Origin of the sequence: Rathayibacter sp. AY1C5, from assembly GCF_002931705.1 — a bacterium.
Taxonomy (GTDB): domain Bacteria; phylum Actinomycetota; class Actinomycetes; order Actinomycetales; family Microbacteriaceae; genus Rathayibacter.
In genome coordinates, this window is record NZ_PSWD01000019.1 from 19589 (window position 1) to 33659 (window position 14071).

The window sequence follows — 14071 nt, forward strand, 5'->3', positions numbered from 1 at the left end:
CACGGATGGGAAATTCTCGGTGGTCATACCCGGGTGACCACCGGCGGCGCCTCCGGAGCCCCGAGGGCCCCGCGACGGCAGCGCCTAGTATGGCCGGGTGCCAGTGAACCCCGAACTCGTCGGGCGCGTCTTCGCGCCCACGGAGCCCTATCAGGTGGGGCGCGAGAAGGTGCGCGAGTTCGCCCGCGCCGTCTCCGCGACCTCCCCCCTGCACCACGACGTCGAGGCCGCCCGCGCCGCCGGGCACCCCGACCTCGTCGCTCCGCCCACCTTCGCCGTCGTCGTGCAGGAGTTCACGCTCCAGCAGCTGCTCGCCGAGCCCGACGGCGGGATCGACTTCAGCCGCGTCGTGCACGGAGACCAGCGCTTCGTGCTGTCCCGTCCGGTCGTCGCCGGCGACGAGCTGACCGCGACCCTCTCGGTCGCCGCCATCAAGAAGCTCGGCGCCCACTCGATGGTCACCACCGAGTCCCGCATGGTCGACGCGAGCGGCGAGCACGTCGTCACCGCGATCTCGACCCTCGTGGTCAGGGGAGACGAATGAGCACCGCACTGCCCGCTCTCGCCGAGCTGAGCGTCGGCCAGGTCGTCGCCGAGAGCCGCTTCCCGATCGACCGCGGCACCCTGGTGCGCTACGCGGGCGCCTCGGGCGACTTCAACCCCATCCACTACCGCGACGACGTCGCCGCCGAGGTCGGCCTGCCCGGCGTGCTCGCGCACGGCATGCTCACGATGGGCACCGCGGTGCAGGTCGTCGTCGACTGGGTCGGCGACCCCGGACGCGTGGTCGACTACCAGGTGCGCTTCACCCGCCCCGTCGTGGTGGACCCGCGCGACGGCGCCGCCATCGACGTGGTCGCCAGGATCGGTGCTGTGAACGCCGAGGAGGGCTGGGTCCGCGTCGACCTCGCCGTCTCGGTCGAGGGCCAGTCCGTCCTCGGCAAGGCCCAGGCACGGGTCCGACTCGCGTGACCTCCGCGCCGCTGCTCTCCGCCCTGACCACCCTCCGCGTCGGCGGACCCGCCGAGCGCCTCGTCGAGCCCGCCACCGAGGCGGAGCTGGTCGAGACGCTCGTCGGCCTGTGGTCGGACGACGAGCCGTGGCTGCTGCTCGGCGGCGGCTCCAACCTCCTCGTGGGCGACGACGGGGTCGAGGGCACGGTCGTGCGCGTGCGCACCACCGGCGTCGAGCGGCTCCCCTCCGACGAGCCGGGGCGCGTGCTCCTGCGGGTCCAGGCGGGCGAGTCGTGGGACGGCCTCGTCGCGACGACCGTGGAGCGCGGCTGGGCGGGCCTAGAGGCCCTCAGCGGCATCCCCGGCACGGTCGGTGCGTCGCCCGTGCAGAACATCGGCGCCTACGGCCAGGAGCTCTCGGACACGCTGGTCGCGGTCGACTTCCTCGACGAGGGCGCCCGCGAGCCCGTCCGGCTGACGGCGGAGGAGCTGCAGTTCGCCTACCGCACCTCCGTGATCAAGCAGGGCCGCCGGGGCGCGGTGCTGGCCGTCGAGTTCGCGCTCGAGGAGGTCGGCGCCGAGGGCGACGGCACTCCCGTCGCCTACGGTCAGCTGGCGTCGGCGCTCGGAGTCGCGCTCGGCGACCGCGTGCCGCTCGCGCGGGTGCGCGAGACCGTGCTGGCGCTGCGTGCGGGCAAGGGCATGGTCCTCGATCCGGAGGACCCGGACACCGCGAGCGCCGGCTCCTTCTTCACCAACCCCCTCGTCACGAGCGCGTTCGCCGACTCCCTGCCGCCCGAGGCGCCGCGCTGGCCGGTCGAGCCGACGGCGGAGGCGCCCGTCATCACTCCGCTCGCCGCGGTCGAGGCCGGAGCGCCCGTCGGGCTGCCCGTGCCTCCCCGCGCCGACGGCCTGGTGAAGCTCAGCGCCGCGTGGCTGATCGAGCACGCCGGCGTCTCGCGCGGTTTCGCCCTGCCCGGCTCGCGGGCCGCCGTGTCGAGCAAGCACACCCTCGCCCTGACCAACCGCGGAGGAGCGACGGCCGAACAGGTCGCCGAGCTCGCCCGGTACGTCCAGGGCCGCGTCCTGGCGGAGTTCGGCGTGCTGCTGCACCCCGAGCCCGTCGTGGTCGGCACCGCGGTCTGAGTCCGCGCGGTCTGCGCGCGCAGGCCCCGCGCTCGCGGGGACGCGCGCCCTCCGGCCGCGGCCTCCTCCGGCTCAGCTGTCGCGGCGGATCCAGCGGAAGCCGAAGCGGCAGGCGACGAGCCCCACGACGAGCCAGATACCGAGCACCAGCGCGACGCCGCCGAGGTCCCACGACCCGTTCACCTCCGCCTCCTCGAACCCGCTCGGCAGGAACACGGCGCGCATGCCCTGCGCGATCCACTTGAGCGGGAAGACGCTCGCCGTGTTCTGCAGCCAGTCCGGCAGCGTCGTGAACGACAGGTACGACCCCGAGATGAACTGCAGCACGAGCAGCGGCGGCACGATCACGGCGGTCGCGCTCTTGCCCGAGCGGGGCAGCGCGGAGACGGCGATGCCGAGGATGGCCGACGTCGCGACTCCTGCCAGGTAGACCCAGGCGAAGGTCGCCCAGCGCCCGCTGTCGGTGGGCAGCTCGACCGAGAACACCGTCGCCGCGACGAGGAGCAGCAGGGCCGTCTGCGCGAGGCTCGTCACGAGCACCTGGCCGAACTTGCCGATGAAGTAGCTGAAGACCGGCAGCGGTGCCCCCGCGAGGCGCTTGAGCGTGCCGTCGCCGCGCTCGACCGCGATGTCGACGCCCAGGTTCTGGACGCCCGAGAGCAGGATCCCGGCCGCGGCGAGGCCCGGCACGTAGTACTCGGCCATCGGGATGCCCGGGTCCTGCGGGTTCGCCTGCATCACCGCGGTGTCGCCGAACGCGACCGAGAAGATCGTCAGGAGCAGCACCGGGAAGAGGAAGGTGAAGAACACCTGGTCCGGAGCGCGGAAGTACGAGCGGATCTCGTAGCGGGCGCGGGCGAGTCCGAGGCGGACGGTGCGTCCCGGGCCGGTGGAGAGGGTGCGGGGGCGGGTGGCGACGGCGGTCACGCGGGCTCTCCGATCAGGTCGACCGCGTCGCGGTCCTCGCGGATGAGGTCGAGGTAGATGTCCTCGAGGCTGGGGCGGACGACCTCGAGCGCCGTCGGCTCCCCGATCCGGGCGTGCAGCTCGGCGACGGTCCGGGCGGGCTCGGTGGTGCGCAGCCGGTGCAGCACGCCGTCCTCGCGCCACTGCACGATCGGGACGCGCGCCTCGTCCCCTCCGATCGCGCTCATCGGGCCGATGGCCAGGAGCCGCCCGCCGGAGATCACGGCGGCGCGGTCGCCGAGGCGGGCGGCCTCGTCGAGGTAGTGGGTGGTGAGCAGGATGGTCGTGCCCTCGCTCTTGAGCAGAGCGATCAGGTCCCAGAAGGAGTGGCGGGCCTCGGGGTCGAATCCCGTGGTGGGCTCGTCGAGGAACACCAGCTCGGGACGGCCGATGATGCCGAGGGCGACGTCGACGCGGCGGCGCTGGCCGCCCGAGAGGCGCCCGATGCGCGAGCGGGCCTTGGACGTCAGCCCGACGGCCTCGATGGTCTCGTCGACGTCGCGCGGTCGCGGATAGAGGCTGGCGAAGTGCGCGATCTGCTCGCGGACCGTCGCGTTGCCGGACTCGCCGCTGGACTGCAGGACGATCCCCAGACGCGCCTTCCACGCCAGGTCGCCGTGGCGCGGGTCGACCCCGAGCACCGACACCTCGCCGCCGGAGCGGTCGCGGTAGCCCTCGAGGATCTCGATGGTCGTCGACTTCCCGGCGCCGTTCGGGCCGAGGAGCGCGAAGGTCTCGCCCCGGTGGATGTCGAAGGAGACTCCCGCGACCGCCGGAGCGCCCCCGTAGTCCTTCCGCAGGTCGCGGACTCGGACGGCGTGGTCTTCGCTCATCGTCACAGCGTGCCCTGTCGCACCCCTCCGGCGACAGTGATCCCCGATTTCCGCCTCCCTCTTGCCCTCCCCGCCCCGAGATGCCAGGCACCCCTCACCTGTCGGACAGGCCCGTCGCAGTACCCGCCGTCACCGTGCGGCACGGTCGAGCGGCGATCGGCGGTCCGCGTGTCACGGATCGTCGTCCGCGCTGCGCACCCCGCTCTCTGCGACGCACCCCCGTCGTCGAGCCGCCGCTGCCGATCGACGGCGCAGGCGGAGGAGGGCTAAACGGTGCCGAAGAGCCGCTGCAAGCGGCGCACGCCCTCGAGGAGCGCGTCGTCGCCGAGGGCGTAGGACAGGCGGAGGTAGCCGCTCGGTCCGAAGGCCTCGCCGGGGACGGTGGCGACCTCGGCCTGCTCGAGGATGAGGTCGGCGAGCTCGAGGGAGGTCGTCGGGGTGGTGCCGTTCCACTCGCGGTTCAGCAGCCCGTTCACGTCGGGGTAGACGTAGAACGCGCCGCCGGGGGTGGGGCACTCGATCCCGTCGATCGCGTTCAGCTCGGCGACGATGGTGCGGCGGCGGCGGTCGAAGGCCAGGCGCATCTCCTCGGCCGGCTCCTGCGGGCCGGTGAGGGCGGCGATCGCGGCGCGCTGCGAGATGTTCGAGACGTTGCTCGAGAGGTGCGACTGCAGGTTCGAGGCGCCCTTGATCGCGTCGGCCGGGCCGACCATCCATCCGACGCGCCAGCCGGTCATCGCGTAGGTCTTCGCGACGCCGTTGACGAGGATCGTCCGGTCGCGCAGGGCCGGCACCGCCTCGACGATCGAGGTCGCGTGCTCGAGCGGGCTCGCGTCGTCCTGGTCGCCGGTGGAGTAGACGAGGTTCTGGTAGATCTCGTCGGCGATGATCCAGAGGCCGTGCTCCTCGGCCCACTCGCCGATCTCGCGGGTCTGCTCGGCCGAGTAGACGGCGCCGGTGGGGTTGGAGGGGGAGACGAACAGGAGCACCTTGGTGCGCTCGGTGCGCGCGGCCTCCAGCTGCTCGACCGTGACCAGGTAGCCCTGGTCGGCGCCCGCGAACACGTCCACCTGAACGCCGCCGGCGAGCTTGATCGCCTCGGGGTAGGTGGTCCAGTACGGGGTCGGCACCAGCACCTCGTCGCCGTCGTCGAGGAGGGTCTGGAAGGCCTGGTAGACGGCCTGCTTGCCGCCGTTGGTGACCACGACCTGCGAGGGGTCGACGGCCCATCCGGAGTCGCGCGCCGTCTTCTCAGCTATGGCAGCGCGGAGGTCGGGGAGGCCCGCCGCGGGGGTGTAGCGGTAGTTCCCCGGGTCGAGCACGGCGGCCGAGGCGGCCTCGACGATGTGCTCGGGAGTGAGGAAGTCGGGCTCGCCGGCGGCGTAGGAGACGACCGGGCGGCCCTGGGCCTGGAGGGCCTTCGCCTTGGCGTCGACCTTCAGAGTGGCGGACTCGGCGATGGCGGCGATGCGGGCGGAGATGCGCGTGGTGGAGGACACGACGGCCAGCGTATCCTGCGCGCACACGGGGCTCCGAGGCCCCCCGCCGCTCGGCTGGACACGCCCTTCGGGTCCACGTACACTCGTCCGAGGTAGTCGATCTCTGCCCTCATCCGCAGCGCCCGCGAGGGTCGCGGCGGTGGGGCGGCGGGTCGGTCTCCTCCTCGGATGCTCGCAACGGCATCCATAGGGCGGTGGCTCAATTGGTAGAGCAGCGGTCTCCAAAACCGCAGGTTGCAGGTTCGAGCCCTGTCCGCCCTGCACATCGATGTCCGTCGCACGCGGTCCCCGCGACGCTGCGGTCATCGGTCCAGGGCCGCCCATGACGGGCGGTCGGCCACACCGGAGGTTCCGGTGCGGGAAAGGTGCGTGCAGGTGGCCGGGAAAGCAGTCGACGAGCCGAGCGAGGACGTCGTCGCGATCGCCAATCAGCAGCGAGCCGCGCGGCGCAACCCGTTCGCGCGTATCGCCCTCTTCATCCGGCAGGTCATCGCCGAGCTGAAGAAGGTCGTGACGCCCACCCGCAAGGAGCTGGGCAACTACGTCGTGGTCGTGCTGATCTTCGTCGTCATCATGATGGCGCTGGTGTCCTTCCTCGACTGGGTCTTCGCCCTGGCCGTGACGTACGTGTTCGGCACACCCGCCGCCTGACCCGAGAGCATCCGGGCCGCGCGAGCGGAGGGTGCCGGCGACAGCGGGACGCGCCCCGAGGGGCGCGACCGATCGATCGAGAGAGAGTTGTGACGAGTGTCTGACAGAAACCGCGACGACGTCGACTGGGCGACGGCTGCCGAGCAGTCGTCGGAGGTCGAGGAGGAGCAGGAGGGCGACGTCCAGTCGCAGGCTGAGGACGCCGTCGAGCCCGCCGAGCAGGGTGCGCTGAGCATCATCGACGAGAACGAGTCCGAGGACGACCTCGCCTCCGACCTCGAGGCAGCGCTGGACGCCATCGGCTCCGTCGACGACCCCGAGGCCGACTCCGCGGTCGACGAGGCCGCGCACATCGACACCGTCGAGGAGGCCGAAGCGGCCCTCGAGGCCGTCGAGGACGAGGCCGAGGTCGCCGCCGAGGACGCCGAGTCCGCCGGTGAGGACCTCGCCGACATCGACCCGTACGAGGCCTTCCGCACCGAGCTGCGCGGCAAGCCGGGCAAGTGGTACGTCATCCACTCCTACGCCGGCTTCGAGAAGCGCGTGAAGTCGAACATCGAGAACCGCAAGGTCTCGCTCGAGGCCGAGGACTACATCTTCGAGGTCCAGGTCCCGATGGAGGACGTGGTCGAGATCAAGAACGGCCAGCGCAAGATGGTCACCCGGGTGCGCATCCCCGGCTACGTGCTGGTGCGCATGGACCTCAACGAGGACTCGTGGTCGGTCGTCCGCCACACCCCGGGCGTCACCGGCTTCGTGGGCAACGCCCACAACCCGACCCCGCTGCGCTTCGAGGAGGCCTTCACGATGCTGAAGAGCCTCGTCGAGATCAAGGATGTCGCCCCCTTGAAGACCTCCGGTGCCAAGGGCCAGAAGCAGGCCCAGCGCGTGCTGCCCGCCGAGGTCGACTTCGAGATCGGCGAGACCATCACCATCAAGGAGGGCTCGTTCGCGGGTCTTCCCGGCTCGATCAGCGAGATCAAGCCCGAGAGCGGCAAGCTCACCGTGCTCGTCTCGCTCTTCGAGCGCGAGACCCCGGTCGAGCTGTCGTTCGACCAGGTCACCAAGCTCTGACGCATCGCCTCCGCGCCGCGTGAACGCCCCCTCCGCACGTCGAAGGGGGCGTTCGCCGTTCCGGGCGGCGCCCCCTCCGGCACCGCCCCACGCGCCCCCGGGCGTCGGCCCCTCCTCCGCCCTGTCGGGGGTGGCCCCGCTCGTGTAAGCTCGTACGGGTTTTCGTGTCGGCGCCCGCCTCTGTGCGCGCCGGACGACCCTCCTCCACCGCGATCCGGCACCGTCGGATGCGCGGGAGAGCGGCCGGGAGCCCCCGACCGCTCGAACCCTGAGAAAAGGAATCAGAATGGCCCCCAAGAAGAAGGTCACTGGCCTGATCAAGCTCCAGATCAAGGCCGGCGCGGCCAACCCCGCGCCCCCGATCGGTCCGGCGCTCGGTCAGCACGGCGTCAACATCATGGAGTTCTGCAAGGCGTACAACGCGCAGACCGAGTCGCAGCGCGGCAACGTCATCCCCGTCGAGATCACCGTCTACGAGGACCGCTCGTTCACCTTCGTGCTGAAGACCCCGCCCGCGGCGGAGCTCATCAAGAAGGCCGCCGGCGTCGCCAAGGGCTCCTCGACCCCGCACACCGTGAAGGTCGCGAAGCTCACCCAGGCGCAGGTCCGCGAGATCGCCGAGGCGAAGCAGGTCGACCTTAACGCCAACGACATCGACGCCGCCGCGAAGATCATCGCCGGCACCGCCCGCTCGATGGGCATCACGGTCGAGTAGCGCGACGCGCTGCTCGACGGCGGGAGCGACGCGCCCACCGGCGCGGACCCACCGCGGAAGCCTCGAGAACCCGACGGCGGCCCCTCAGCGGGCCGCACGCCCGGGCCGGAAGCGCCTCCGCAGGACCTCTCCGCCTCCCGCGAGCAGCAGTCACGGCCGCGATCGCGGCACCACCAGAACTCCATCACCCCCGTGGGAGAGCCCGCCAGGCTCTAGAACCACATTCTCGTTTCAAGGAGAAACAACATGGCACAGAAGTCGAAGGCCTACCGGGCCGCCGCGGCCAAGCTCGAAGAGGGCAAGTTCTACACGGCCGACGAGGCCGTCGCGCTCGCCCGCGAGACCGGTTCCGCCAAGTTCAACAGCACCGTCGAGGTCGCCCTCAAGCTCGGTGTCGACCCCCGCAAGGCCGACCAGATGGTCCGCGGCACGGTCATCCTGCCCCACGGCACGGGCAAGACCGCCCGCGTCATCGTGTTCGCGACCGGTCCGGCCGCCGAGGCCGCGCTGGCCGCCGGTGCCGACGAGGTCGGCGGCGCCGAGCTCATCGAGAAGGTCGCGGGCGGGTACACCTCGTTCGACTCCGCCGTCTCGACCCCGGAGCTCATGGGCCAGGTCGGCCGTCTCGGAAAGGTGCTCGGCCCCCGCGGCCTCATGCCCAACCCGAAGACCGGCACCGTGACCCCGGACGTGGCGAAGGCCGTGACCGAGATCAAGGGCGGCAAGATCGAGTTCCGCGTCGACAAGCACGCCAACGTGCACCTCGTCGTGGGCAAGGCCGCGTTCACCGAGGAGCAGCTCCAGGAGAACTTCAAGACCGCGCTCGACGAGATCCTCCGCCTCAAGCCGTCCTCCTCGAAGGGCCGCTACATCCAGAAGGCCGCCGTCTCGACGACCTTCGGCCCCGGCATCCCGCTGGACGTCAACGTCCTGGCCTGAGCCGAGCACGCACTGACGTGAGGAGGGGGTCCGCTTCGGCGGGCCCCCTCCTTCGTCGTCCCGGCATACTGGACCGGTGATCCGCCGCTCCGCTCCGCCGCGCCTCCCGTGACCGTCCGCCGGGCGTCCCCCGCCGACGCCGCCGCCCTGGCCGAGCTGGCCGCCGCGACCTTCCCGCTGGCCTGCCCGTCGCACACCACCGCGGAGGCGAAGGCCGAATTCGTGCGCACCGTGCTCTCGGTCGAGCGCTTCCGCGACCACCTCGCCGATCCGCTCCGCTCGCTCCTGGTCGACGACGACTCCGGCGCGCTGACCGGCTACGCGATGCTCGTGCGCGGGGAGCCCGCCGACGCCGACGTCGTCGCGGCGATCCGGCTGCGTCCGACCGTCGAGCTCAGCAAGTTCTACCTCCTGCCCGGCCGGCACGGCTCCGGAGCGGCGGCCGCGCTGATGGCCGCGACCCTCGAGGAGGCGCGGGCACACGGTGCCGCGGGCGTCTGGCTCGGCGTCAACGAGGAGAACGCGCGTGCTCAGCGGTTCTACTCCAAGCACGGCTTCGCGGTCGTCGGCCGCAAGCGCTTCCTCGTCGGCGACCGCTGGGAGGACGACTTCGTCCTCGAGCGCTCTCTCGCCTGACCCTCCCCGCGAGACGCCACCCGAGTACGCGACCCGCTCCGCGCGGCGTATCCGAGTAGCATCTCGCCGAGGTCAGCCCTCGGAGACGGTGAGGACGATCTTGCCGCGGGTGTGGCCCGTCTCGAGCTGCTCGTGCGCCTCGCAGGCGCGGGCGAGGGGGAAGATGCCGTCGATGAAGACGCGGACGTCGCCCGACTCGAGAAGGCGCGAGACCACGCCGAGGGTCGCCCCGTCGGGAGCGACGCGGTAGGTGGAGGCGCGCACGCCCGCAGCGGCCGCCTCCTCGAAGAACCCGGGCCAGCTCCCGGTGGGCGCGTTCACGATCAGGCCCCCGGGGCGGAGGACCCTCAGCGAGCGCGAGCCCGTGTCGTCGTGGACGTTGCCGACCAGATCGATGACCACGTCGACGCCGGACAGCAGCTCGTCGAAGCGCTCGGCGGTGTGGTCGATCACCTGCGCGGAGCCGAGCTCGTGCAGCCACTGCAGGTTGCGGGTCGAGCCGGTCGCGATCACCGAGGCGCCGAAGTAGGCGGCGAACTGCACCGCGAAGTGGCCGACTCCGCCCGACCCGGCGTGGATGAGGATCCGCTGACCCTCGTGCGCCTTGGCAAGCTCGACGACCATGCCCCAGGCGGTGAGCGCCGCGAGCGGGACGCCGGCCGCTTCGACGTGCGAGAGCGTCGACGGCTTCCGCGCGATGGAGACGCTCGGCACGCTGACGTACTCCGCGTAGGAGCCCGAGTAGCGCGGCACCATGACGAAGCCGTAGACCTCGTCGCCCGGCCGCAGCGGATGCGCCGGGTAGGGGCTCGAGACGACGACGCCCGAGAAGTCGTGGCCGAGGACCGCAGGGTAGGAGGCGATCTGCGAGGCGACCCCCTGGCCCGCGCGCGTCTTCGCGTCGAGCGGGTTCACGCCGGCCGCGACCACCTTCACGGTGAACTCGGCGTTGATGGCGGAGGGTGTCGGCACGGTCGCCAGGTGCAGGGCGGAGGCGTCGCCCGGCGCGTCGATCACCGCCGCCGTCATCGTGTCGGGGAGGACGACCTCCTCCGGGATCTCGCCGATCGCGAGGCCGTGCCCGAGCGCGCTGGTGTGCATCGTCGCCTTTCCTGTCGCTGAGGTGTGCGGGTGGAGCGTGCCGAGGACGTCGCCCCCGATCCCCGCATCCGACGCCGCGACCAGTCAATCGAGGCAATGAGTCGGCGCTGTTACGGGGGTGTCACCCTCGGGAGAAGATTGGCGCGCGGAGCCGCGGGCGCCCGGTCTGGCACGATGAGGGGATGCGACGCCGACGTACCCTGCTGGTCGGCGGTGCCCTCCTTGTCCTGGCCGGGCTCGTGATCCTCCTGGCCGCCCGGATCAGCATCGGCACCAGCCGCTGGGTCTACGTCAGCGAGATGGGCGCGCCGGACCTGCCGACGGCGGGCGCCTTCGAGGCCGCCCTTCTGCTCGTGGCGGCCGGCGGCGCGCTGATCGCCGCGGGCGCCTGGCCGGTGCGCGCCCGCCTGCTCCCCGCCCTCCGCCCGGCGGGCGCGATCCTCCTGGCGGCCGCCTGCTTCGCGCTCGCCTCGCAGGTGACCTGCACGGCGGGCTGCCCGCTGCCGGTCGGGCCGGCCTTCCGCTGGCAGGACCTCATCCACACCTCGGCCGCCGTGCTCGGCTTCGGGGCTGCCTGCGCCGCGATGCTCCAGCTGGCGACCGTGCGGGGGCGCCCTGCGGTCGCGCGGCTCTCGCTCGCCGCCGGGATCTCGGTGGCGGTCGTCGCCGGAACGGGTGGGATCCTGTCGCTCCTGCGCGTGTGGCTGCGGCTCGGCGGGACGCTCGAGTTCGTGGCGACGGCGATCGCGGTGCTCTGGCTCGCGTTCGTCGGCCTGGTGCTCGCGCTCGAGGACCTCAGCGCCGAGCGAGCCAGCCGCGGACGTGCCCGCGGATCCGGTCCTGCTGAGCGGCGAAGCCCTCGTCCCGCGACGGCACCCGCTCGCAGTCCGCATCCGGAAGAGCCCTAGCCCACGCCTCCGCGACCTCGACCGGGTGCACGGGGTCGCGCTCGGCCGCGATCACCAGGGTGCGCGCGATGACCTCGCCCAGCTCTCCGGAGTCGCGGTAGGCGGCGTTCCGCGGGATCTGGGCGAGCCGGACGGCGCGCTCGGCCGCGCGCGGGGAGCGGAACTGCAGCGTCAGCGCCTCCGCCGACGCGGGGGACACCTCGGCGGCGCGCGCGAACAGGCCCGAGGCGCGGAACATCCGCTCGCCGCGCTTCGCGTCGTGGTCGTGCAGCAGCTGCGCGATGACGGGGAACACGGTGAGGTTCTCGGGCAGCGGCTCGGCGGTGAAGGCGGGGCGCACGAAGACGGCGCGGTCGATCGGCAGCACGCGTCTGACCGCGAGGCGCAGGGCGATCGCCGCGCCCATCGAGATGCCGAGCACCGTGAGCGGCTTGTGCGCGGCTCCGGCGCGCACGACCTCCTCCGTCACCTCGTCGGCAAGCGCCTCGAGGGCGAAGTCGCCGGGCGCGCCGAGCAGCTCGGAGGCGCCGTGGGCGCGGACGTCCGGAGCGATGACCTCGCTGCCGGCGGGGAGGGCGGAGCGCAGCAGCCCCAGCGGCTGGGAGCGGTCGCCGCCCAGGCCGTGCAGGAGGAGGACCGTCACCGGGCGCGCGTCCGCTCGTGCAGCTCGGCCATCAGCATCCCCGCCAGCCGCACGAGGATGTGGATCTCGTCCTCGTCGCGGTCGACCCAGCGGGAGTTCGGCTCGCCCTCGATCGGCACGAAGTCGCGGTGCTGCTCCCAGACGACGAGCGTGCGCTCGGCGCCGAGGACGTACTGCTGCCAGAAGACCTGCCGCAGGTAGTGGCGCGGGATGCTCCGCCACGGCTTCGTCGTGGTCTTGATCTCGCAGAGCTCGAGCCGGCCGTCCTCGCGGAGGCCGATGCCGTCGGGCGTGGCGAGGTGGCGCCGCTCCTGGCTCGCGTGGAAGAGGGTGCTGCTGGGCTCGATCGCGTGCTCGCTCCGCACCCAGGCGGCGATCTCGGGCTCGCGGGCGCGGCCGTGGTCGGTGAAGGCGTTGCCGCCGAAGCCGGTGCCGTAGAGCTTGTCGAGCGCGGCCCTGCCGATCGCGGCGGGGGAGGAGAGGCGGGCGACGTCGGTCGCCGTGATGCCGCGCGAGCGGGCGCGGAGCCAGGCGACGCGGTCCGAGGAGTCGGCGACGACCCTCCGGAGGTGCGGGGGCTCGGCGTCCGTGAAGACGGGCTGCGTCTCCCAGGGGAAGGAGAGCTGCAGGTCGGGCACCGATTCATTCTCTGCCCCCTGCGGCGCCCGGTCGAATCGGCACGCCGACCCGCGGCGTCTCACCGGGGCGGGACGGCTCGCGCCGGCGGCTCAGGCGTCGAGGAAGGCGTCGACGTGCGCGGGGGAGAGGAGGTGGCGCCGGACCATCAGGGCGGCACCGCGGACGCCTCCGCCCTGGGCCGCGGCCTGCACGATGTCGAGCGCGCGGGTCGCCAGGGGGAGGGAGCGGCGGTAGACGACCTCGCGGACCCCGGCGAGGACCTCGTGGCTGGCCTGGGCGATGCTGCCGCCGACGACGATGACGGACGGGTTCAGGAGGTTCACGCAGGTGGCGAGCACCTCGCCGATGTCGCGGCCCGCGGCGCGCGTGAGCTCGACGGTGGTGGGGTCCCCGCCGGTCAGCAGGGTGACGACGTCGGAGGTGCTGGCGGCGTCGATCCCGGACTCGGTCAGGCGGCGGGCGATCGCCGAGCCGCTCGCGATCGCCTCGAGGTCGGCCTCGCCGCGGTCGCCGGGGACCTGCACGTGGCCCAGGTCTCCCGCCGCTCCGAGGGCTCCGCGCTGCAGGGCCCCTCCGCTGACGATCCCGGCTCCGATGCCGGTGGAGACCTTCACGTAGAGGAGGTCGTCGACGTCGGCGTAGTGGTCGGCGTGCTCGCCGAGCGCCAGCAGGTTCACGTCGTTGTCGACGAGGACGGGCACGGGGAGGCGGCGGCCGACGAACTCCGGGATGTCGAAGCGGTCCCAGCCGGGCATGATCGGCGGCTTCACCGGGCGGCCCGTCGCGTGCTCGACGGGTCCGGGGACGCCGACGCCGACTCCCGCGAGCGGGCCGGCCGCCGGAGTCCGGCCGAGCAGGGCCGCGGCGACGTCGAGGGCGTGGCCGAGGACGGCGAGGGGGCCGTCGGCGATGGCGATGCTCTCGCGGCGGCGGGCGAGGACTGTGCCGTCGAGGTCGGTCAGGGCGACGACGGCGTGCGCGGCGCCCAGGTCGACGGCGAGGAGGCTGCGCGCCCGGGGGTCGAAGGCCACGCGGGCGGCGGGACGGCCGCCGGAGGAGGGGGCGTCGTCCTGCCGGGCGACCAGGCCGGAGGCGGTGAGGACGTCGAGCTGGGCGGAGACGGCCGCACGCGGCAGGCCCGTCTCGGCGACCACGTCGGCCCGCGTCCGGGGCGCCCCGTCGGCCAGCAGGAGCAGCAGCTCGCCGACCGCGCTGACGGTGATGCGGCGGCGCGGGGACATGGCCAGAGTCAACCACAGCGCCCGTGCTTCTGTGCGGCGGGTGCCCGACTTGGCGGGCGCGCAGGGCTAGTTTTGCTTGTCCGTGAGCAAAAGTCCGCGTAGGGTTCGAGGCACACCTTCCGATGCG

Annotated in this window: 16 protein-coding genes and 1 tRNA gene; 10 read left to right on the forward strand and 7 right to left on the reverse strand. The window is 72.7% G+C overall.

What is annotated here, in order from left to right; all coding sequences use genetic code 11:
• The first annotated feature begins 97 nt into the window (after positions 1-97).
• From C5C57_RS12935 to C5C57_RS12945, 3 genes are read left to right on the forward strand one after another with little or no spacing between them, the layout of a single operon-like run.
• Positions 98-544 (forward strand): MaoC family dehydratase N-terminal domain-containing protein, encoded by a 447-nt coding sequence (locus tag C5C57_RS12935; protein WP_104227045.1) that lies wholly within the window; start codon positions 98-100, stop codon positions 542-544.
• Entirely contained in the window at positions 541-972 is a 432-nt protein-coding gene (locus tag C5C57_RS12940) for a MaoC/PaaZ C-terminal domain-containing protein (protein WP_104238284.1), read from the forward strand. The genes C5C57_RS12935 and C5C57_RS12940 overlap by 4 nt, the downstream gene beginning before the upstream one ends.
• Positions 969-2099 carry a UDP-N-acetylmuramate dehydrogenase gene (locus C5C57_RS12945; protein WP_104223628.1) on the forward strand — a complete coding sequence of 377 codons (1131 nt, stop codon included), beginning with the start codon at positions 969-971 and terminating at the stop codon, positions 2097-2099. Before C5C57_RS12940 ends, C5C57_RS12945 begins: the two co-directional genes overlap by 4 nt.
• Positions 2100-2171: 72 nt before the next feature.
• Here the strand turns inward: C5C57_RS12945 and C5C57_RS12950 are convergent, their stop codons facing one another.
• The 3 genes from C5C57_RS12950 to C5C57_RS12960 all read right to left on the reverse strand — a co-directional run bounded on the left by C5C57_RS12950 (position 2172) and on the right by C5C57_RS12960 (position 5406).
• A complete protein-coding gene (locus tag C5C57_RS12950; RefSeq protein ID WP_104223629.1) occupies positions 2172-3026 on the reverse strand; it encodes an ABC transporter permease in 855 nt (284 codons plus the stop codon).
• Positions 3023-3898: an ABC transporter ATP-binding protein gene (locus C5C57_RS12955; protein WP_104223630.1), complete on the reverse strand. Its 876-nt coding sequence runs from the start codon at positions 3896-3898 to the stop codon at positions 3023-3025. Before C5C57_RS12955 ends, C5C57_RS12950 begins: the two co-directional genes overlap by 4 nt.
• A gap of 266 nt (positions 3899-4164) precedes the next feature.
• The gene (locus C5C57_RS12960; RefSeq protein ID WP_374953262.1) at positions 4165-5406 is read right to left on the reverse strand and encodes a pyridoxal phosphate-dependent aminotransferase; all 1242 of its coding nucleotides are present in this window, start codon (positions 5404-5406) and stop codon (positions 4165-4167) included.
• Positions 5407-5585: 179 nt separating this feature from the next.
• On the opposite strand from C5C57_RS12960, the gene C5C57_RS12965 reads away from it, so the two are divergent.
• The 6 genes from C5C57_RS12965 (at position 5586) to C5C57_RS12990 (ending at position 9412) form a co-directional block, all read left to right on the forward strand.
• A tRNA-Trp gene (locus C5C57_RS12965) sits at positions 5586-5658 on the forward strand.
• Positions 5659-5772: 114 nt separating this feature from the next.
• Positions 5773-6048 carry a preprotein translocase subunit SecE gene (gene secE, locus C5C57_RS12970; RefSeq protein ID WP_068208793.1) on the forward strand — a complete coding sequence of 92 codons (276 nt, stop codon included), beginning with the start codon at positions 5773-5775 and terminating at the stop codon, positions 6046-6048.
• Between the two features lie 96 nt (positions 6049-6144).
• Positions 6145-7122 (forward strand): transcription termination/antitermination protein NusG, encoded by a 978-nt coding sequence (nusG, locus tag C5C57_RS12975; protein WP_104297697.1) that lies wholly within the window; start codon positions 6145-6147, stop codon positions 7120-7122.
• Positions 7123-7408: 286 nt separating this feature from the next.
• Positions 7409-7837 carry a 50S ribosomal protein L11 gene (gene rplK / locus C5C57_RS12980; protein ID WP_104223632.1) on the forward strand — a complete coding sequence of 143 codons (429 nt, stop codon included), beginning with the start codon at positions 7409-7411 and terminating at the stop codon, positions 7835-7837.
• 246 nt (positions 7838-8083) lie between these two features.
• Positions 8084-8776: a 50S ribosomal protein L1 gene (gene rplA, locus C5C57_RS12985; RefSeq protein WP_104223633.1), complete on the forward strand. Its 693-nt coding sequence runs from the start codon at positions 8084-8086 to the stop codon at positions 8774-8776.
• Between the two features lie 108 nt (positions 8777-8884).
• Complete coding sequence (locus tag C5C57_RS12990; protein ID WP_104247774.1) at positions 8885-9412, forward strand: GNAT family N-acetyltransferase; 528 nt, start codon at positions 8885-8887, stop codon at positions 9410-9412.
• A gap of 72 nt (positions 9413-9484) precedes the next feature.
• On the opposite strand, the gene C5C57_RS12995 is transcribed toward C5C57_RS12990, so the two are convergent.
• Positions 9485-10513 (reverse strand): NADP-dependent oxidoreductase, encoded by a 1029-nt coding sequence (locus tag C5C57_RS12995; protein ID WP_374953308.1) that lies wholly within the window; start codon positions 10511-10513, stop codon positions 9485-9487.
• 182 nt (positions 10514-10695) lie between these two features.
• Between C5C57_RS12995 and C5C57_RS13000 the strand changes: the two genes are divergently transcribed.
• On the forward strand, positions 10696-11421 hold the full coding sequence (locus C5C57_RS13000) for a DUF998 domain-containing protein (protein WP_104247773.1): 726 nt from the start codon (positions 10696-10698) through the stop codon (positions 11419-11421).
• Here C5C57_RS13000 and C5C57_RS13005 read toward each other — a convergent pair.
• From C5C57_RS13005 to C5C57_RS13010, 3 genes are all read right to left on the reverse strand, one after another.
• Positions 11309-12064, reverse strand: a complete 756-nt coding sequence (locus C5C57_RS13005; protein ID WP_181027215.1) for an alpha/beta fold hydrolase — start codon at positions 12062-12064, stop codon at positions 11309-11311. The two genes, C5C57_RS13000 and C5C57_RS13005, sit on opposite strands and share 113 nt — an antisense overlap.
• The gene (locus tag C5C57_RS17805; protein WP_104238303.1) at positions 12061-12693 is read right to left on the reverse strand and encodes a YqaJ viral recombinase family protein; all 633 of its coding nucleotides are present in this window, start codon (positions 12691-12693) and stop codon (positions 12061-12063) included. The genes C5C57_RS13005 and C5C57_RS17805 overlap by 4 nt, the downstream gene beginning before the upstream one ends.
• Before the next feature lie 99 nt (positions 12694-12792).
• Positions 12793-13944, reverse strand: coding sequence for an ROK family transcriptional regulator (locus C5C57_RS13010; protein ID WP_104223637.1), 1152 nt, complete (start codon positions 13942-13944; stop codon positions 12793-12795).
• Between the last annotated feature and the right edge of the window lie 127 nt (positions 13945-14071).

Coding starts and splice junctions, on each gene's coding strand:
- C5C57_RS12995 (WP_374953308.1), bottom strand. CDS start 10,513: ATGCACACCAGCGCGCTCGGGCACGGCCTCGCGATCGGCGAGATCCCG.
- C5C57_RS12940 (WP_104238284.1), top strand. CDS start 541: ATGAGCACCGCACTGCCCGCTCTCGCCGAGCTGAGCGTCGGCCAGGTC.
- C5C57_RS13000 (WP_104247773.1), top strand. CDS start 10,696: ATGCGACGCCGACGTACCCTGCTGGTCGGCGGTGCCCTCCTTGTCCTG.
- C5C57_RS13010 (WP_104223637.1), bottom strand. CDS start 13,944: ATGTCCCCGCGCCGCCGCATCACCGTCAGCGCGGTCGGCGAGCTGCTG.
- rplK (WP_104223632.1), top strand. CDS start 7,409: ATGGCCCCCAAGAAGAAGGTCACTGGCCTGATCAAGCTCCAGATCAAG.
- C5C57_RS12955 (WP_104223630.1), bottom strand. CDS start 3,898: ATGAGCGAAGACCACGCCGTCCGAGTCCGCGACCTGCGGAAGGACTAC.
- rplA (WP_104223633.1), top strand. CDS start 8,084: ATGGCACAGAAGTCGAAGGCCTACCGGGCCGCCGCGGCCAAGCTCGAA.